Source organism: Clostridioides sp. ZZV15-6597 (assembly GCF_020657815.1).
Taxonomy (GTDB): Bacteria; Bacillota; Clostridia; order Peptostreptococcales; family Peptostreptococcaceae; genus Clostridioides.
This window is the reverse complement of record NZ_JAGWCT010000002.1, coordinates 50035-71037: the sequence shown is the minus strand read 5'-3', so window position 1 is coordinate 71037 and position 21003 is coordinate 50035. Positions and strand designations below refer to the sequence as shown.

16 protein-coding genes, 1 tRNA gene and 3 riboswitches are annotated in these 21003 nt (G+C 27.3%); of the genes, 13 read left to right on the top strand and 4 right to left on the bottom strand.

Annotated features, from left to right (window positions below):
* Window positions 1-28 precede the first annotated feature (28 nt).
* From KGF52_RS01225 to KGF52_RS01210, 4 genes are read left to right on the top strand one after another with little or no spacing between them, the layout of a single operon-like run.
* On the top strand, window positions 29-1105 hold the full coding sequence (locus KGF52_RS01225) for an HpcH/HpaI aldolase/citrate lyase family protein (protein ID WP_227838855.1): 1077 nt from the start codon (window positions 29-31) through the stop codon (window positions 1103-1105).
* Entirely contained in the window at window positions 1083-2321 is a 1239-nt protein-coding gene (locus KGF52_RS01220; RefSeq protein ID WP_227838854.1) for a phosphoribosyltransferase family protein, read from the top strand. The genes KGF52_RS01225 and KGF52_RS01220 overlap by 23 nt, the downstream gene beginning before the upstream one ends.
* Window positions 2322-2374: 53 nt before the next feature.
* The gene (locus KGF52_RS01215) at window positions 2375-3469 is read left to right on the top strand and encodes a cysteine protease StiP family protein (protein WP_227838853.1); all 1095 of its coding nucleotides are present in this window, start codon (window positions 2375-2377) and stop codon (window positions 3467-3469) included.
* A 27-nt stretch (window positions 3470-3496) separates the two neighbouring features.
* Window positions 3497-4288 (top strand): HAD hydrolase family protein, encoded by a 792-nt coding sequence (locus KGF52_RS01210; protein WP_227838852.1) that lies wholly within the window; start codon window positions 3497-3499, stop codon window positions 4286-4288.
* Window positions 4289-4388: 100 nt separating this feature from the next.
* Here the strand turns inward: KGF52_RS01210 and KGF52_RS01205 are convergent, their stop codons facing one another.
* Window positions 4389-4943, bottom strand: coding sequence for a cupin domain-containing protein (locus KGF52_RS01205; protein ID WP_227838851.1), 555 nt, complete (start codon window positions 4941-4943; stop codon window positions 4389-4391).
* A 197-nt stretch (window positions 4944-5140) separates the two neighbouring features.
* Here KGF52_RS01205 and KGF52_RS01200 point away from each other — a divergent pair, with 197 nt between their 5' ends.
* From KGF52_RS01200 to KGF52_RS01170, 7 genes are all read left to right on the top strand, one after another.
* Entirely contained in the window at window positions 5141-6343 is a 1203-nt protein-coding gene (locus KGF52_RS01200) for a DUF819 family protein (protein ID WP_227838850.1), read from the top strand.
* Between the two features lie 58 nt (window positions 6344-6401).
* Window positions 6402-7385, top strand: a complete 984-nt coding sequence (locus KGF52_RS01195) for a membrane dipeptidase (RefSeq protein WP_227838849.1) — start codon at window positions 6402-6404, stop codon at window positions 7383-7385.
* Between the two features lie 239 nt (window positions 7386-7624).
* The gene (locus KGF52_RS01190; RefSeq protein WP_227838848.1) at window positions 7625-8578 is read left to right on the top strand and encodes an iron chelate uptake ABC transporter family permease subunit; all 954 of its coding nucleotides are present in this window, start codon (window positions 7625-7627) and stop codon (window positions 8576-8578) included.
* Window positions 8568-9524 carry an iron chelate uptake ABC transporter family permease subunit gene (locus KGF52_RS01185; protein WP_227838847.1) on the top strand — a complete coding sequence of 319 codons (957 nt, stop codon included), beginning with the start codon at window positions 8568-8570 and terminating at the stop codon, window positions 9522-9524. The genes KGF52_RS01190 and KGF52_RS01185 overlap by 11 nt, the downstream gene beginning before the upstream one ends.
* Window positions 9521-10276: an ABC transporter ATP-binding protein gene (locus KGF52_RS01180; protein WP_227829720.1), complete on the top strand. Its 756-nt coding sequence runs from the start codon at window positions 9521-9523 to the stop codon at window positions 10274-10276. Before KGF52_RS01185 ends, KGF52_RS01180 begins: the two co-directional genes overlap by 4 nt.
* Before the next feature lie 84 nt (window positions 10277-10360).
* Window positions 10361-11329, top strand: a complete 969-nt coding sequence (locus KGF52_RS01175) for an ABC transporter substrate-binding protein (RefSeq protein WP_227838846.1) — start codon at window positions 10361-10363, stop codon at window positions 11327-11329.
* 1411 nt (window positions 11330-12740) lie between these two features.
* On the top strand, window positions 12741-14600 hold the full coding sequence (locus tag KGF52_RS01170; RefSeq protein WP_227838845.1) for a putative bifunctional diguanylate cyclase/phosphodiesterase: 1860 nt from the start codon (window positions 12741-12743) through the stop codon (window positions 14598-14600).
* 243 nt (window positions 14601-14843) lie between these two features.
* Here KGF52_RS01170 and KGF52_RS01165 read toward each other — a convergent pair whose 3' ends face one another.
* The 3 genes from KGF52_RS01165 to KGF52_RS01155 all read right to left on the bottom strand — a co-directional run bounded on the left by KGF52_RS01165 (window position 14844) and on the right by KGF52_RS01155 (window position 17639).
* A complete protein-coding gene (locus tag KGF52_RS01165; RefSeq protein WP_227838844.1) occupies window positions 14844-15443 on the bottom strand; it encodes a TerD family protein in 600 nt (199 codons plus the stop codon).
* Window positions 15444-15545: 102 nt separating this feature from the next.
* Window positions 15546-16343: a MetQ/NlpA family ABC transporter substrate-binding protein gene (locus KGF52_RS01160; protein WP_227838843.1), complete on the bottom strand. Its 798-nt coding sequence runs from the start codon at window positions 16341-16343 to the stop codon at window positions 15546-15548.
* A 113-nt stretch (window positions 16344-16456) separates the two neighbouring features.
* A riboswitch (SAM riboswitch) is annotated at window positions 16457-16562 on the bottom strand.
* 90 nt (window positions 16563-16652) lie between these two features.
* On the bottom strand, window positions 16653-17639 hold the full coding sequence (locus tag KGF52_RS01155; RefSeq protein WP_227838842.1) for a lipoate--protein ligase: 987 nt from the start codon (window positions 17637-17639) through the stop codon (window positions 16653-16655).
* Window positions 17640-17807: 168 nt separating this feature from the next.
* Window positions 17808-17984, top strand: a riboswitch (Lysine riboswitch).
* Between the two features lie 144 nt (window positions 17985-18128).
* On the opposite strand from KGF52_RS01155, the gene KGF52_RS01150 reads away from it, so the two are divergent.
* Together KGF52_RS01150 and KGF52_RS01145 are read left to right on the top strand one after the other, a co-directional pair.
* Window positions 18129-19859, top strand: coding sequence for a Na+/H+ antiporter NhaC family protein (locus tag KGF52_RS01150; RefSeq protein WP_227838841.1), 1731 nt, complete (start codon window positions 18129-18131; stop codon window positions 19857-19859).
* A 111-nt stretch (window positions 19860-19970) separates the two neighbouring features.
* A tRNA-Leu gene (locus KGF52_RS01145) sits at window positions 19971-20051 on the top strand.
* Between the two features lie 701 nt (window positions 20052-20752).
* Window positions 20753-20857: riboswitch (glycine riboswitch) on the top strand.
* Window positions 20858-21003: the final 146 nt, after the last annotated feature.

Sequence of the window (21003 nt, the reverse complement as noted above, 5' to 3'; positions counted from 1 at the left end):
CTTTCTATGTATATGAGGAGGCCACACATTGAAATATTTCGATTATATCTGCAAAGAGGATTTAGAGAAAATTTTTTTGAAAGTGCCAGAAGACTTTAATGCCAATACTGAAAAAGATGTACTGAAATATGCACTGGGTGCTTTTTTATACGTTCCAGCGACTCAATATAATATGATTTATAAGAGTATTATAGGTGATGTTAAGGGAGTTAGACCACTAGCTATTTGTTTAGAAGATGCTGTTGGGGCAAATGGAGAATCTGAGGCTATAGAAAATCTTAAATTGATTTTGAAAAATATTAGCAATGAAAATATAACTAATAAAGATGGGATACCATTAATTTTTGTGAGAATAAAAGATGTAGAGCAATTGCTAAGAATTAAAGAGATTATAATTAAAAACAATAATACTATAACAGGAATATTGATTCCTAAAGCAAATTCGAAGTTAATTGAAAACTGTATAGAAGTTTTGAATTCTATAGGTCTTCAAAATATGTATGTTATTCCAATAATAGAAACAAGAGAATTCATATATAAAGAAAATAAAGAATTAAGCTTCAGTAATTTATATAATACTATTTTAAGATATAAATCAAGAATACTTAGTATTAGAATAGGTCTAACTGATATATTAGGTATGTATGGTATAAGAAGAGATAAAAATTTTTCTATATATAATAATTTGATTTGTTCTTCGTTTATATTAGATGTAATTACATATCTTCAAAGACCAGAGATAGATATACCAATAAGTGGAGGTGTATCGGAATTTTTTGATATGACAAACGAAGGGATAAGAAAGAAGTATATAGAAGAAATACTATTGGATAAATTTCATGGATTAGTTGGAAAGACAGTAATTCATCCAATGCAAATTCAAATTGTACAAGCTTTATCTGCAGTATCATATGAAGATTTTACTGATGCTTTGGAGATACTTGATAGTGCAAATAGTAAATATGGTGTGAGTAAAGGCATATTAGGTGAGAGAATGAATGAAACTAATCCTCATTTTTTATGGGCTAAAAAAACATTGATTTTATCTAAAATATATGGTGTATTAAATAAAGGAGTAGACTATGAAGAATTGCTTAAATTTTAATTGTGAGATTGACATTGTTGATAATCCATTAAACTTAGATTTAAATGATTTTTTAGATATAGGAATAAGAAATAACAGTAAGAGACGTTTTTTATTTATATCAAAAAAACTTGGAAAACATTTAGCTTGTAAACCAAGTGAAATGGATAATTTAGGAAAACTAATGGCCACGATTTATAATAAAAAAAATAAGGTAGCATCAAATGGGACTGTAATAGCTTTTGCCGAAACTGGTACAGCTGTTGGACATAGCTTTTTTGATTACTTATCTGGAGATTATGAATTTATTCATACCACTAGGGAGCAATTTGATGAGCTAGAAAATTTAGACTTTTTAGAAGAACACTCTCATGCAACAGACCAAAATTTATATTTTGAAATGCTAGATAACTTTAAATTTGGCGATGAAGTAATTTTGGTAGATGATGAAATTACTACAGCTAATACGTGTATGAATATAATTAGAAAGATTCAAAGTATTTATCCTAAAAAGAAATATACTATATGTTCTATACTTAATTGGGTAAGTGATGAAAATTTAAAAAAAATTAGTAGTCTGGAAAAAGAACTTGGATGTAAGATAGAATTTGTGTATTTATTTAAAGGAGACTTTAATTTTGATATAAATGAAGATATTGTTGCAAATTACAATGATAATTGTACTATTAGTCAATCAAGTATTATGAAGGATGATAAAATAAATTTAATAGTAAATCATGTCAATGTTGATTTAGAAGATTATATTGGAAATAAAAAATATATAAGATATACAGGTAGATTTGGAATTAACAAAAGAGAACAAATTAAATTAAAAGAAATTGTAAAAAGAGAAAGTAAAAAAATAGTTATAGAAAGTAAAGAATCTTTAAAAAAGAAAGCAGAAAAGGTTCTATTTTTAGGTACTGAAGAATTCATGTATATACCAATGTTATTTGCAAAAGAAAAAGAAAATCAATGTGATATATACTATCATTCAACAACTAGAAGTCCAATAATTAATATTGATAAAAACAATTATCCTATTAGAAGCAAGTTTAAATTAAAGAGTTTTTATAATTCTGATGTTCAAAATTATATTTACAACATAGATAGACATGATTTTTCTGAGTGTTATTTATTTGTTGAGTTAGATAAAAGTAAGAATTCTTATCTGGAATTTATTGATATAATTAAAAAAACAAGCATAAAAAAATTGACTATAGTATGTTGTAGCTAAAATGTTTTATCAAGATAAAATATATCACAGTTTTAAGATAGGAGTTGAGTCATATGGGAGAATTTAGCACATATTCTAAAGATGATGTTGTCTTTTTATTAAAAGATATATCAAATTTAATTGAAGAAGAAGGAAACAAAGAGAGAGAGTTAAAAATACAAAGTGGCAGACATTATTCAGAAATGATACCAATAGAGTATGAGGTTAGCGAAGATTATCTGAAATTATATCATGATAAACTAGAACAAAACAAGAATAAACTGGCATTTTCTATAGGTGTTATGTGTGAAAAGATAATTAAAAAAAATGGAAATGATGTTGTACTAGTTTCACTTGCTAGAGCTGGAACACCAATTGGTATTTTGGCAAAGAGATACCTAAGAAATAAGTATAATTTAAATTTACCTCACTATACAATATCTATAATAAGAGATAAAGGAATAGATATGAATGCAGTTGAATATATAATAAATAGTCATCCAAATTCAAACATACAATTTTTAGATGGATGGACTGGCAAGGGAACAATATCAAGAGAGCTAGAAAAAGCATGTGATGAGCTTAAATTTAAATTTAAATTTAAAAAGAATTTTGATTCAACTCTTGCTGTATTAGCTGACCCTGCTGGATATTCTGGACTTTATGGAATTAGAGAAGACTTTTTAATACCAAGTGCATGTTTAAACTCAACTGTTTCTGGGCTAGTGAGTAGAACTGTGCTAAGAGACGATTTGATTGGTAAGGATGATTTTCATGGTGCTAAGTTTTATAACCATTTAAAGGATAAAGATGAGTCTATAAATTATATAGAAACTATAGAGGCATGTTTCAAAAACCAATTTGAAAATATATCTGATGAAGTTGAAAAATGGAAAAGTGATATTATAACTAAAGATGGCTATTTTGATGTTTTAAATATAAAGGAAAAGTACGATATAAAAGATATCAACTTTATCAAGCCAGGTGTAGGAGAAACAACAAGAGTTTTACTTAGGAGAGTTCCATATAAGATACTTGTTAAAGACTTAAATGATAAATCTTTAGAGCATATATTTATTTTGGCAAAAGAGAAAAATGTTGAAGTTGAAGAAATGAATTTAAAAGCTTACAAGTGTTGTGGCATAATAAAAAATATGAAAGATGTTTAGAAAATATATTTGACAGGAGAATACTGAATGATTGTTTTTTCAGACTTAGACAGGAGTATTATTTACTCTGATAAATTTTTAAATACTGATAAGAGATATACAAATATAGAAATCTATAAAGAGAAAGAAATCTCTTATATATCTTTAAATACTATAAATTTAATAAAACAAATACAATATTATGGTATGTTTATACCAACTACCACTAGAACAATAGAACAGTTTAAGCGTATAGAATTTAATAAATATGGCATTTATTTTCCATGGAGTATAACTTCAAATGGAGGAGTTATACTTAAAGATAATGAAATATTGAAATCATGGAGTGAAAAGATAGACAAATTAAAATTTAACTATGAGCCTATTGAAAGCATGGTAGATAAATTTAAAACTTATTTGAATATAGAAGGAATAACTAATTTTAAAGTTGCAGAGGATACATTTTTTTATATAGTTGTAGATTTTAAAAAATTTAATTTAGATTCAATTAGAGAGTATATAAATATATTGGAATCAAAAAATTGGAGATTGTATGTAAGTGGTAGAAAAATTTATTTTATACCAAAAGAAATCTCAAAAGAAAATGCTATCGAATACCTAACCAAAGAATTAGGAATAGAAAATTTTTATGCAATTGGGGATTCTATTATGGATTATGGAATGCTCGATATTTCAAATAAAGCTTATGTATTGAAGCATGGTGATATAAATAAAAATGAAAGAAAAAACACATTTATATCAAGTAAATTTGATGGAATGAGTGGGACTGAAGAAATACTATCTAAAATTTTAGATGAAAGTTGTCTACTTAATATATAACCAATAAACTAGAAAAGTCTGAAATAAATTAGGATAAAATTTATCATACTAATTTATTTCAGATTTTTATTAATTTATACTTAAACAAGAGTCTAATATATTAAAATGAAGGTGGAGTCATTGCCCAAACTGAAATACATTCATCATCATCACAGTTTTCATATATGTGAGGTATAGTGCTGTTAAAATAAAAACTGTCCCCTTCCTCTAATATATACTCTTTATTACCAAGTGTTATTTTCATTTTTCCTTTTATTATGTACCCACATTCTTCTCCTTCATGTGTTACAAATTCGCTACTTTTTTTTGTATGTCCATTTAATGTAACAAGTATGAATTCTATTTTTTTTCCAATTAGATTAGGAACAAGAAGCTCATAAAATTTTGTAGAATCGTTAGTTACTATTTTCTTTCGATTGTTTTTCTTTACTACTATATTAGAATCATCCTTCCCAATATCATCAAAAAAATAGCCTATGTTTACATCAAGAGATTTTGCTATTTTCCACATTGCTATAATTGATGGAACAACCATATTACGTTCAATTTGACTTATTAAACCTGTACTTAAACCTGACTCTTTGGCTAAAGTAGCTATACTTATATTTTTAGATTTTCTAAGAGCTCTAATTTTGCTTCCAACATCTATGTCCATTAGATAAAAACCCCCCTCAAACATGATTATAACATATATAGTTTCCAAAATTAATAAAATAAAATAAAAGTTATGTAATGCATGTATTTACATCGTTATATTGAATTTTCTGAAAAGATGAATTATAATAGTATTAATATTCAATATATTGAATATTAATATTGATATTTTAATTTAATGAAATGGAGGCGGTTGAGATGAGGAGTTTTGTAAGTCCTGATAATATTTGGGTATTATGGGCAATTGTAACTGGATGGGCAGCGTTTAGTATTTATTTAGAGCAAAAGTATAGTTGGGCATCAAAAATATCAGGAGCAATAATAGCTCTTGTAGGGGCAATGTTATTATCAAATCTAAATATTATACCAGTAGAGTCTGTTGTATATGACCAAGTCTGGGGTTATGTTGTACCTTTAGCCATAGCTTTGTTGTTATATCAATGTAATATCAAAAAGATATGGAAAGAGAGTGGAAGATTACTTGTAATATTTCTTGTAGGTTCGATAGGAACTGTACTTGGAGCTATGATTGGATTCTTGGCATTAAAAAATGCAGTACCAGATTTAAATATTGTTGCAGCTATGATGACAGGTTCTTATATAGGTGGAAATGTAAACTTTGCAGCTATGTCAGGAGCATTTGATGCACCTGGGGAATTGGTATCAGCAACTGTTGTAGCAGATAATCTTTTGATGGCATTATATTTCTTTGTTTTAATAGCCATCCCATCTATTGGATTTTTTAGAAAACATTTTAAACATCCACATGTAGATGAGATGGAAAGCATAGGTGTAAATGAAGGCGAAACAATAGCAGCAAATTATTGGGGAAGAAAAGAAATATCTTTAAAAGATATAGCAATAGCCATTGGTAGTGCTTTTATAATAGTTGCAGTATCAGTAGAATTGTCAGGTTGGTTTAAATCTATAATACCAACGTCAAGTCCATTTTTAGCAATGTTAAATACTTTATTTGGCAATCAATATCTAATAATAACTACTTTAACTATGATATTTGCTACCTTTATGCCTAATTTCTTTAGTGATATAAAAGGAGCTCAAGAGCTGGGCACATTTTTAATCTACATTTTCTTTGTTGTAGTAGGTGTTCCTGCTTCAATCCCATTAATAATTCAAAAATCTCCATTATTACTTTTATATTGTGGAATAATGGTACTTATAAACATGTTAGTTACATTTATAGTTGCCAAAATATTTAAGTTTACCTTGGAAGAAGCTATTCTTGCATCTAATGCAAATATTGGTGGACCTACAACAGCAGCAGCTATGGCAATATCAAAAGGGTGGTCTAAGTTAGTAGGGCCAATACTTATAGTTGGGACATTTGGATATATAGTTGGTAATTATTTTGGTCTTTTGGTAGGAAATATTTTAATATAAGTTTTATAAAAAGTGAAAAACAAACGTTTGAAAAAACTTTATTTAATTGGAGGTTGTCATGATTTTTGATGGACATTCAGATACTTGGTCAGATGTAACGATAAGAAGGCTTAATGGAGAGAAAGATGTATTTAGAAGAATCCATCTTGAAAATTTTAAAAAAGCAAATATTGAAGGGGCTATTTTTGTAATATGGATAGACCCACCATATGATAAAAAGCCGGAAAAGAGAGTTAAGCAGATAATAGAATGTATAAAAGAAGAAATTGAAGATATGAAGGATATTGTAAATATAGTAAAAAAATATTCTGATATAAATAAAGGTCTAAATGAGAATAAAATAAATATTTTAATAGGTCTTGAAGGTTTAAGCCATGTTGGAAAAAATTTAGACTTAATCGAATATTATTATAAAGAAGTTGGAGCTAGACATGCATCATTAACTTGGAATGAACAGAATGAACTTGCTACAGGGTGTTTAGGAGATGAAAACAGAGGATTGACTGAAATAGGAAAAAAAGCAGTAGAGAAGTTAGAACAATTAGGTATGCTAATAGATGTATCACATCTAAATGAAAAATCATTTTGGGATTTGATGTCTGTTGTAAGCAAACCAGTTATAGCATCTCATTCTAATGTTAAAAATCTATGTGATGCAAAAAGAAATCTCACAGATAATCAATTAAAAGAAATTTCAAAAACAGGTGGATTAGTGGGAATAAATAGTTTTAGAGGATTTACAAATATCAATCCGAAAAAGCAAGATTTAATACACTTAGTTGACCATATAGACTATATGGTGAATCTTATAGGTATAGAGCATGTATCTTTTGGTTTTGATTTTAGTGACTATCTAGGAGAAGAGACTATAGGTTCTTTTACTGAAGAAAATTCCAAAAATCCAAGTGTAGATGGGCTTAAAAGTACATATGAAGCTAAGAATATAATAGTAGAGCTTGAAAAAAGAGGATATAAAAAGAGTGATATAAACTTAATATCTAGTGGAAACTTTTATAGAGTATTTAAAGAGATACTAAAGTAAGATATTAACTAAATTAGGTGTAGAAAATGCTATACTTAATAATAAGCATTCATATATATAGGTTTATATATGGTATATAGATTAGATTAAATTTAAATGTTACTAGAATTAAAAATTCTAGTAACATTTTTTATATAAAAAAACAAATATCTATATATATTGACAATGATAATTATTATTGATAAACTATAAAAGAAATGATAATTATTATCATTTTTAGTAAAAATTAAGGAGGGAGAATGAAAAAGAGATATTTAATTATAGGAATAATAATTTTATCTTATTTTTCCTTATTTATAGGAGCAGAAGATATAAACATAATGCATATATTTGCAAAAAATCAGCATAAACTTATGATATTTGTCATGAGTAGAATACCAAGATTAATAAGTATATTAATTGCAGGTATAGGAATGAGTATATCAGGCCTTATAATGCAACAGATAAGTAAAAATAAATTTGTATCGCCTACTACAGGAGCAACAATAGATGCGGCTCAATTTGGTATAGTAATTTGTATGCTTTTAATACCAAGTGCATCGATTTTCACGAAGACTATAATCGCATTTATATTTTCTCTTATAGGAATATTTATGTTTATGAAAATAATAAGGAAGTTACAGTTTAAAAGTATAATATTCGTACCATTAGTAGGTATAATGTTTGGAAATATAATAGGTTCTATGACTGATTTTATTGCATATAAATATGATTTGAGTCAAAATGTAAGTTCTTGGATGCAGGGTGATTTTTCTATGATACTTAAAGGAAATTATGAAATATTATACATAACAATACCTCTCATAATAGTAGCATATATTTATGCAAATAGATTTACTGTTGTTGGAATGGGGATGGATTTTGCAACTAACTTAGGGCTAAGTTATAAAAAAGTCGTCAATTTAGGTTTAATAATAGTAGCTCTTGTCACAGTATGTGTAGTTGTTACTGCTGGTAATATACCTTTTATAGGTCTAATAGTTCCAAATATTGTATCTCTGTATATGGGTGATAATATAAGAGATAGTATATGGCATACGGGATTATTTGGGGCAATATTTGTACTTATATGTGATATTTTTGGAAGGATTATCATTTATCCATATGAAATATCTATAGGGCTTACAGTTGGCGTTATAGGAAGTATACTATTCCTTTACTTAATACTAAGGAGGAATATAAATGAAGCTTAGTCTTAATAAAAAAATTTATTTGATGACTGCATTACTCTTGATATCAATGGTGCTTTTTTTAACCTATGGAATAGACATGAATAATCTAGATTATGCATTATCACAAAGAATACCAAAAATACTTGCGATGATACTTGGAGGAGGATGTATAGCATTTACTACTGTAGTATTTCAAACGATTACTAACAATCAGATATTGACACCAAGTGTACTAGGGTTAGATTCCTTATATGTAATGATTCAAACTATAATAGTATTTATATTTGGAGCAACCAGTATTCTTATCATAAATGAAAATTATAATTTTATCATTAATGTTACTATAATGATTGTAGCTTCAATGCTATTGTATAGAGCATTGTTTGAAAGAAAAGAAAATAATATTTTCTTTTTAATCCTAGTAGGAATGGTATTTGGAACTCTATTTAAAAGTGCAACAACATTTATTCAAGTAATGATAGACCCTAATGAATTTCTAGCACTACAAACTAGCATAATGGCTAGTCTAAATAATATAAATACAAATGTATTATTAATTGCATTTATAATAGTTATTGCAACAATACCTTTTATATATGATGATATAAAATATTTAGATGTACTGTCATTAGGTAGAGAGCAAGCGATTAATTTAGGTGTAGATTTTGATAAAGTAGTAAAAAAAATGATAATCCTAATAGCAATTTTAGTTTCAGTATCAACAGCACTTATTGGACCTATGACATTTTTAGGGCTTTTACTAGCCAACATAGCTAGAGAAGTTTTTAAAACATATAAACATACATATTTAATTTTAGGTTCTATATTGCTAGGAATAATTACATTAATAATAGGTCAATTTTTTATACAACATATATTCAAATTTGATACAACATTAAGCGTAGTAATAAATTTTATAGGAGGAATTTACTTTATCCAATTATTATTAAAGGGGGCAAATAGATGATAGAAATAAAAAACATATTTAAAAAATATAAAAATAAAAATGTTGTAGATAATGTTTCTTTTAATATAGAAAAAGGGAAAATAACATCTTTTATAGGTCCAAATGGGGCTGGTAAAAGTACTGTATTATCAATAGTAACAAGACTTATAGGCGGTGATAGTGGAGAAGTATTAATAGAAGGAAAAAACTTAAATTCTTACAATAATAAAGAACTAGCTAAAAAAATAGCTATACTTAAACAATCTAATAATATAACTTTAAAACTCACAATAAGAGAATTAGTTGGATTTGGAAGATTTCCATACAGTGAAGGAAATTTAACTCAAGATGATGAAAAATACATTAATGAAGCTATAGAGTATATGAAACTAACTGATATACAAGACAAATATTTGGATGAATTAAGTGGAGGTCAAAGACAAAGAGCTTATATAGCAATGGTAATAGCCCAAAATACAGAGTACATATTACTTGATGAACCACTTAACAATTTGGATATGAATCATTCAGTACAAATGATGAAGGTACTTAGAAGTCTTTGTGATGAATTAGGTAAGACTATAGTGTTGGTCATGCATGATATAAATTTTGCTTCATGCTATTCAGATAATATAGTTGCACTTAAAAATGGAAAAATTGAAAAGGTAGGTCGTACAGATGAAATAGTCAATGAAAAAGTTTTAGGAGATATTTACGAAATGAACTTTGACATTAAGCATATAAATGGAAATAGAATATGTGTTTATTTTTAAGACACTATAGATAGGAATCTATGAATTTTCTAATCAAAATTTAAACTAAGACGAATATTAATAAAAAATGAGGGAGACATTAAGATGAATAAAAAAGCAGCAATAATAGCAACAGTGGCTATAGTAGGATTAGTAGCAGTATTTGCATTAGGTGGGAGTAAAAAAAGTGAGAAGAAAACAGCAGATGCTTCAGATGCTACTATAAAAATAACTCATAGCTTAGGAGAAACAGATGTAAAGTTAAAGCCTAAAAAAGTAGTAGTATTTGATTATTCAGCACTAGATACAATGGATGCACTAGGTGTCAGTGAGGGTTTAGTAGGACTTCCAAAATCAAGTTTGCCAGCATCTTTAGAAAAGTATAAAGATGAAAAATATGCAGACTTAGGTGGATTAAAAGAACCAGATTTAGAAGGTATAAAATCAACAAATCCAGATTTAATTATAATAAATGGAAGACAAGAAGATTTTTATGAGCAATTATCTAAGATAGCACCAACAATAAGTACAAGTAAAGATGATAAGAAGTATTTAGAATCTGTCAAAAATAATATAAATAAAATAGCTAAAATATTTGGAGTAGAAGAGAAAGCTAATCAAGAATTTGCTAAAGTTGAAAAGAAAATAGAAGTTTTAAATAAAAAAGTAACAGAGAAAGACTTAAATGCTTTAACTCTTATGGTAAATGAGGGGAATTTAAGTGTATTTGGTGAAGAGTCTAGATTTAGCATATTATACAATAGTTTTGGATTTAAGAATAAAGATAAAGATATAAAGGAATCAAGTCATGGTCAAAATATTACTTTTGAATATATAGCTAAACAAAATCCAGATATTATGTTTGTTATAGATAGAGGTATAGCTACTGGTAGTGATGTGAAAGCTGGTTTAACAGCTAAATCTGTTTTAAACAATGACGTAATAAAATCTATGGATGCTTATAAAAATGATAATATAATATACTTAGATGCACCAACATGGTATGTAAATGATGGTGGTCTTACATCTTTAAATAAAATGATAGATGATGCTTCAAAAGCAGTTAATAAGTAAGCATATTGTTTATAGCAAATGTGCTTTATATAATGATTATATTAATCAGCCACTTTAAAGTGGCTGATTTTTTATGATTTAAATATTTCTGTGGTTAATAACATTATAAGCTTTGCTTTATATAGTTTATTTAATTGAAAGATATAGCTCATTATGTACAATACTATTTAACATAAATATAATGTTGTGAAAAAATTTCTTTGATTGTAAGTATTTTATCATTCTATGTTTAAAAAACTAGCTAGAACTTGCGGTTTATTAGTTATTTTGATACAATTAATCTAATATATACATGAACAAGGTTATGTTATTATATTAATAATTCAATGGATATATATTTATTTATTATATAATTTCCCAGAAGGGGGGTTAAATATAAGAAGAAAATCTCTAAAAAAACGTTTTTTTATTTTTAGTACTAATTATTGCTTTTATCCATATAACACCTACAGCATATGCACTAAAGAAAGAAGGTAGAATTGGGCTAAATTGATTTAATGGGAGCTATAATTTAAATGATGACTTTGGAAAAATATATAACTATTCAAGTCATAGTTATGTAGTATCTGACACTGTTTTACAAGTATTGTATGATGATACAAAAGACATTATTATTGACGCTCAAGCTACACAGACATTGAGGGTTGTAGTAATTAGAAATAACAATAAAATGATAAAAGATTTAGAAGCATATTGTAAAAGAAGTCTTTATACCACAATATGTATATTGTGATAGTGAAAAAGAACAGATACAGGTTATGCAAGATGGTTCTCAGAAGACATGCTTAACTATAATACGAATTATATTGAAAATGTAAAAACAATTGCCAAATTTTCTCTAAAACCCTTCTATTTCATGACTGGCCGAGGCGATAATAATGGTTTGATTAAAGGACTAGATTAAGCTATTTCTAATATTTATCAAATAGACCCTTATTTCTCAACTAGTTTACATGAAAAATACTTTGTACAACAGAACTTGAAAAACATTTACGTGTGTATGAACTTATGGATGATTATTTTATTGAGTATGATTATAAAAAAACACATTGATGTTTTCAATACCACCTACAAACGAGAATGAACAACCCAGATTAATTACATATGATTATTAAAAATTTAATAAAGCTGAAAGTTCTACTAAACAAAGAGCAGAATTTTTAAATGTAATTAAGTCACAAGAAGATGGAATTAAGGAAGCTTATTTATATTTTAAGTGATAAGAGAATTTTATTAAAGTTTAATACACGTTATTTGAGAAAAATGATTATACAATATTTTTACTAAGTTGGTTATTAAAAATGTTTAGAAAATTGAAATCATACTAATTATTTATAACATATAAAAAACCTAGTTAGCATAATTGTAGAATATCTGATAAACGTGAAAATATAGGGGATAGAGGTATTTTATGAAGAGATTTTTAAAGATGACTATCTTAGTTTTATTTGTTTTATTAATTTCTATAAGTTACATTTCTGTTCAATTAATTCACAACATTGGAGATTATGGAAAGTTGATTAATTATGTTGGTATTGTTCGTGGAGCTAGTCAACGTCTAACTAAATTAGAAATGAATCTTCAACCAAATGATGAACTAGTAGAATATATCGATGAAATTTTACATGAATTAAATACAGGACATGGAAAATATGGTCTAGTAGTCACTGACTGTAAAAAATATAATGAGTATTTATCTTTACTAGAAAGAAAATGGGAAGATTTAAATATTGAAATTAAAAAAGTAAGGATGGAAGAAGATAGTAGTCAGTTATTACAAACAAGTGAAGAATTTTTTAAGATTGCAAATGACACAGTATTCGAAATAGAACATTATTCTAAAGAAAAAAGCAATTACTTAATGACTTTAATAATTATAATATCGATTGTAGGCATAGTAGCATGGATTATATTGATTATACAGTACAATAGAAGATTAATTAAACTTGAAAAACTAAACGTAGATTTAAAAAATATTGCATATAAAGATGAACTTACAGGAGCAAATACTATAGAAAAGTTTAAGTTGGATGCAGAGCAGTATATTTATAAGTATAAAGATAAGAAATTTGCTATATTTTATATCGATTTTGAAAATTTTAAGTATATCAATGATATATTTGGATACGATTATGGTGACATGATATTAAAACGCTATTCTAATATCATGATGGATGATATTGGAAAATACGAAGTATTTGCAAGAGAGATTGCAGATAGATTTGTTGCATTAAGATGTTATGTAGATAAGGAGACTTTGCTAAGAAGACAACAAGTTGTAGATGATAAGTTGATTAACATTACAGATGAAATTAAAAATAAATATAGTATTACTATTGTTAGTGGAATTTGTTGTATTGAAGATGTGAATGAGAAATTAAATATAGATGATTTGATAAATCGTGCAAACTTTGCACAAAAGACTGTCAAAAATAAACCAGGTACTAAGTATGCTTTTTATAATGAAAATATTCGTAAAAAAATGATTGAAGAAAATACAATTAAGAGTAGAATACATGAAGCACTCAATAGAAGAGAATTTGTTGTTTATTTTCAACCTAAAGTTAACTTACATAATCAAAAAATAGATTGTGCAGAAGCCTTAGTACGTTGGATGACACCAGACAAATGTGTGATATCTCCAGCGATATTTATTCCAATACTGGAAAAGGAGTTTTTTATTAGTTTGGTAGACCAATATGTGTTTGAAGAGGTATGTAGATGGATTAGAAAGAGATTAGATGAAAATAAAACAATTGTTCCTATCTCAGTTAATGTTTCTAAGATTCAATTTTATAATGCTAAGTTTGTAGAAACTTATTCGCACATACAAAATAAATATAATATACCTAAAAATACTATAGAAATTGAATTTACAGAAAGTGTTGCTTTTGAAAATCAAGAGCATCTTTTAGAAATTGTACATGACCTACATGAAAGTGGCTTTACTTGTTCTTTGGATGATTTTGGAAAGGGATACTCGTCTCTAAGTGTTTTGAAGGATTTACCATTTGATGTTTTAAAGCTTGACTCGATGTTTTTTAAAGAGAGTTTAAACAAAGAAAAAGAGAAGATAGTAATAAAAAATATTATACAGATGATAAAAGAGTTAAATATTATAACTGTTGCTGAAGGTATTGAATATAAAGAACAGGTTGAGTTTCTTAAAGAGATTGGGTGTGATTTGGTTCAAGGGTTTGTCTTTTATAAACCAATGCCAATGTTAGAGTTTGAAAAAATATTAGATAAAGAAATTGTTTATAGTTTATAATAGTTAAAGTATATTTTAATATATAATAATCTAATAAAGTACTTATATTATAAGTACTTTATTAGATTTTGTTAACTATTTAAAAACGTATAGTGGTATAAGTACTGAGAATAACATCAATATATATGATATACGATTTTAAATAAATAATTATATGAAAACTATAAATTCTTATAAAGTTTTATGTGAGGTGTAAATAATATGAAGTTATGTTTTGGATAAGATGAACCTTCTTAAACATTATTATTTTTTTCCTGCAACCCATTTTAAGCCCCAGTTAAACTCATTATCCATTTCTCTATGTCCTTTAAAGTATTTAACTACTTTTTCAACGCTAAATGTTTCATCATTTACATTTTCTATTAATGCTATTGAACACATATTATAGCCATTTTTATGCTCATCAAGCTTAACCACTAAATCAGAATCTTGTTTTTGTTTAATAGTTACAATTCCATCAGCTTCTGACCAATTAGCCACACCTTCATAAATAAAAGCATAAATCAATATTCTTTTTATTTCTTTTATCTTGTTACCATTGATTCTTATATTTTCGCCTTGTGTATTGCTTCCTGTTCGGTCATCTCCATCTAGTTGAGCAAAAGGAGGCTGTTCTAAATTACCAAAGGAATTGCCCAATGCTTGAACAGCACCTTTTGCACCATTTTTCATTTCAAACAAGCAGCCTAAATCTAAATCTATATTACTACTTCTTAGAGCTCCAAAAAAGCCCTTTTTTTGTACTTTTTGATTCCAATTTAAATTAACTAAAATCTCACCTAAATCGGTATTTTCTTTTTTTGTAAGATTTATTTTTTGTCCTTTTTTCAATTCTATAGCCATAGTAATCTTCCTCCACAAACATAGATTTATTTAAATGGTAGCACTTAATAAGTCAATATTCAACAAGATTACAATAATAATGTTCAAATTATACTAATTCTACTAAAAAACAGGAATTACAATTCCTTTGTATTTTTCTTCAATTAAGTTTCTTGCTTTATCTGATGTAAGAACTTCTTGTAGAACTTTAATTTTTTCGCTATCTTTATCTTCAGTTCTAAATGCTAAAAGATTAGCATACTCATCATTTACTGGTGCTGTGTAGATTCCATTTTTCTTAGCATCAAGACCAGCAGGTACTGCGTAAGTAGTGTCTATAAATGCAGCAGTTACATCTGGAAGAGAAGATGGTATTTGAGCAATATCTAATTCTTTGAATTGTATGCCCTTTGGATTTTCAATTATATCTTTAGGACTAACTAAATTATTTTCTTTAGGTAAAGTTAAAAGTCCCATACTTTCAAGATATCTAAGGTCTTTAGAACAAGAAGATGGATTGTTGCTTATTGCAATTGTATCTCCCTTTTTAAATTCATCAACAGATTTTATTTTGTAAGAGTAAAGTATGGCTGGGCATACATATAGTTTAGTTCCTGCCATTATTTTATAGCCTTTAGCTTTAACAGCTTCTTTTAGATAAGGTTCATGTTGAAATAGATTTGCATCAATTTCGCCATTATTTAAAGCTTCATTTGGAAGTATGTAATCGTCAAAGTTTTTAACTTCTAAAGTATAACCTTTTTCTTCAATAAGTGGTTTTAGTTCTTCTAACAACTCTCCACCTGGAACTAAAGTAGCACCAACAACAATTTTTTTATCGTCTTTAGATTTTGAACATCCAACTACAGATAAAGTAAATACTAGACATAATAACAAACTTAATAATTTTTTGAATTTCATAAAAATTCCCTCCTGAATATAATTGATTAGTTAAAAATAAAATACCCTCTTTTTATCACATTGTGAAAATAAAATAAGCCTGAGTATAAACTCAGGCTTTAAAAGCTAATTTAAACTCATCTTTCAGTACAATACTGCAGGATTTAGCACCAATGTATATTAAAATATACTGGTTGCTGGGTTTCATAGGGCCAGTCCCTTCACCACTCTGGATAAGAAGTATTAATTTTTAATTATGTTATAAATATTAGCATGATTTTTTGTATCTGTAAACATAATTTTATAAATATTTTAAAATTTTTGTTATTTTTACTTAACACCTAAAATTCCAGAAACTAAAATATTAGTATCAGCACCCAAGAAATAGTCATTTATTTCAATTGTATCTAAAATAGTTCTCAATGAATTTTCCTCATGTTTTGTACCGATAAGTTTATCTTCTACAAAAGATACATCGTACTTCCCAAAGAAATCTCCAAAAAACTTTATACTAGTTATTATACCTTTATCAACATTTAAATTAAATTCTACATTTCCACCAACATATTTTAATTCATTTGAAAGAGAGTATTTCGGTGAATTACCAAAGTTCCAATCCCAAGTTTCATATTTTGATTTAGTAAGTTTTTCTATTTCCTCTATGTCATGTTTACTTAGAGAATAATTTGTATTATCAGCATTTGTCGCAGAAAGATAATTCATTATAGCATCTTTAAACTCAAGTATATCCATATCAGACTGTAAATGTTCACTTATATTGGTTACACGAGACTTTACAGATTTTATACCTTTACCCTCAAATTTTATGGGTTTTACTTTTAGTGCATTTGAAAGGTCATTTATCTCAGATGAAAATAAAAGTGTCCCATGATGCATTACTTTATTTTTATAGTTATGTTGAGCATTTCCAGAGAATTTTTTGCCATCTATAAGAAGGTCATTTCTTCCAGAAAACTCAGCACTGACATCTAAGGTTTTAAGTAAGTCTATTATTGGTTGAGTGAATCTTCTGAAATCACTAAAACTATTATTATTACAAGCTATAAATGTAAAGTTTATATTTCCTAAATCATGAAATACAGCTCCTCCACCAGATTGTCTTCTAACAACTGGTATTGAATGTTCTCTTATATATTCTAAGTTTATTTCAGAAAGTGTATTTTGATTTTTTCCAACAATTATAGATGATTCATTCCTCCATAAAATAAATAAATCTTCGTCAAAATTTTTAAGTAGATATTCTTCCATTGCTAAATTGAAATAAGGGTTTGTTTTTTCATTGTAAATTAATAACATTAAAGTAATTCCTCCATATAATTGATAAAATTTTTTTAGCTGATTTTAGTACAATTAATTTTATAATTCGACAATGATATAAAAAATCCTTTAAAGTAAAATTTTTAAAACTTCCTTGCAAAGTTTAAATAAATAATATATACTCAAAATATATTTAATAAAAGTGAATAAAAGGGTAGAGGCGCAATAATCTATCAGTACTAATAAGGAGTTAAGCACAAAGAATTATTGGGAAAGGGGATATTGCCGAAGTTTTATAATCGATGCTTTAAGATTATATTGCTGGGGGTACATAAAATATATGTACAACTGTCACAGGTTTATTTGTGGTGAGCTATCATTTAAGGAATTATATTATATTTGTTTTTTAGTATTATCAATGTATGTAATGTTTAAGCCTTGAGTGTTTACCACTCAAGGCTTTTTTATTTTATCATAACCCATAATACCCTATATAATTCACAAAATTAAAAAGAGAGGGAGATTTATATGAGAAATAAAAAATTTAACATTATTTTTGTGACGACAATTATGTTTATAATGTCAACTGTAATGGTATTTGCAGAGGAAGATATAGATACTATTGCATTAGCTAACGCAGAAAAATTTGGAATCTTAACTTTAATACCACCATTAGTTGCTATAATACTTGCATTTATAACTAAAAATGTAATAATTTCTTTGTTGCTAGGAATTCTTTCTGGGAGTTTTATAATTCAAGTCAGTGGCGTTAATGTATTTGCTGCATTTATACAAGCATTTTTAGACTTAGTAGATAGAGCTTTAGTATCTCTATCAGACCCATGGAATGCGGGGATAATACTACAAGTCTTAGCAATTGGGGGAGTAATAAATCTTGTTGCCAAGATGGGTGGTGCCAAGGCTATAGCTGAAGCACTTGCAAAGAGAGCAAAATCAGCTAAAGGGACACAGATTATAACTTGGTTTTTAGGTCTTTTAGTTTTCTTTGATGATTATGCTAATTCATTAATTGTAGGGCCTATGATGAGACCTGTTGCAGATAAAATGAAAATATCAAGAGAAAAATTAGCATTTATAATAGATGCTACAGCAGCACCAGTTGCTGGGCTTGCCATAATATCTACATGGATAGGTCTTGAAGTTGGTTTAATACATGATGCTTTTGAAAGTATAAGTGTAGATGTTGATGCGTTTGGCATATTTTTAAATACAATACCATTTAGATTTTATAACATATTAATATTAGCATTTATTGTAATTTCAGCGTTATTATTAAAAGAATTTGGACCAATGAGAAAAGCTGAAATAAAATCTAGAAGTAGAAAAATTGGCACAGACCTTGATGAAGGCGTTGAAGAATTGGATGATTTAGCTCCAAAAGATGGAGTAAAATTAAGTGTATGGAATGCTATAATTCCAATAGGTACATTGATAGTAGTTGCACTAGCATCATTCTATTATAGTGGATATACATCTATAATGGGAGGTGAAGATAAGACTTTAATACAATTATTTACAAATTCACCATATTCTTTTGAAGCAATAAAAGAAGCATTTAGTGCATCTGATGCATCTAGAGCATTATTCCAATCTGCATTAGTTGCAAGTTTAGTTGCTATTATAATGGCTGTAGTTAAAAAGATTTTTACAGTATCAGAAGCAATTGATGTTTGGATAGATGGAATGAAAAGTTTAGTAATCACTGGTGTAATATTAATACTTGCTTGGTCATTAAGTTCAGTAATAAAAGAGTTAGGTACAGCTAAATTCTTGATACATTTATTATTAGGTTCATTGCCTCCATTCTTGCTACCAAGCTTAATATTTGGATTAGGAGCAATAATATCTTTTGCTACTGGAACAGCTTATGGAACAATGGGTATACTTATGCCACTTGCAATACCACTTGCATATTCACTAAATCCTGATATGTCTTATGTAATAGTAAGTACAAGCGCAGTTTTAACAGGTGCAATATTTGGAGACCATTGTTCCCCAATTTCAGATACAACAATACTTTCTTCAATGGGAGCTGGATGTAATCATATAGACCATGTTAATACTCAAATGCCATATGCCATATTTACAGCAGTAATTACTATTGTATTTGGATATATACCAGCTGGATTTGGATTGCCAATATATATAGTATTGCCAGTTGCTATAGCAGCTGTATTTGTAGGTCTTCAAATTATAGGTAAGAAAGTAGATGAAGTAGAAGTAGAACTTGCAGAATAAGGATGTAAATGAATTTCACCTTCTATTATCATTATTTTGTTTATTTTTAGATAATTTTAAAAAGTTATTGAAAATAATAGCGAAATATAGTAAAATAAAAGAGTGATATAAGCGGATGTGGCGGAATTGGCAGACGCACTAGACTTAGGATCTAGCGCCATTGGCGTGGGGGTTCGACTCCCTTCATCCGCACTTTACAGTACTTAGTTGTGCTGAAAAAAACTGGGGTTGCTGGCTTTCGGAGTGGGCTATCCCGTTTTTATTTTTTGATAAATAACTATCTTAAAACATAATGCAAACATTTCCATTTTGTTTTTTAATCGAAAAAATAACTAAAAGTTAGATTATCCACATAAACATTGAAATTATAAGCAGTTACAAAGGCTTTAAGAAGTTATTTTACCACTAATTTACTACTTATAAATGAGTCTTGATACGATGAAAAATAATAGAAAAATCAATATATGATAGATTGGCACTTTAATATGAGGTGCTTTTTTTAAATGACTAAAATTTTAAGAAATATTCAAGTCACATAACCATTCAGTAGTTGTAATTCTATTAAAAATATTCTATTTTAAAAATCTTATTTTTCACAAGTTTAAAATTGTAAACGATTTCATCAAGTGTATGAATATACTTTTAACATGTTATAGTAAATCTCAATACAAATTTACATTTTGTTATTTGTGTGTTATTTTAATAATAAATTAAGTGAAAATGTTATTTTGCATTAATATATAATATCTTTGCAGAAGAGTGAATAATATAAAAGAGAAATAATTGATAATAAAAACTTAACAAAAAAATTAATACATAAAAAAAAATAAATATAATGTGTTGACATTTGATTTAAATATTCATAAAATAAAATTGAAAATAAATATTTCCAAGTGAGATTAGCGAGAGAGAACTTTATACAAAAAGGCGCCGAAGAAGAAATTTAAGAAATGCCAATCCTTAGAGAAGCTTTCAGGCAAAAATATCGCTAATTGATGGGACTCTGGAGAGACTTAAGTTAAATACTATAAGTCACCGAAGAAGCAGAATAATATTAAATTATTAAATCTTTCAGGTATACAAACAGGGATATATAGGCTAGGATTATTTTCTATGCTTATATATTTTTTTTATGAGAAAATAC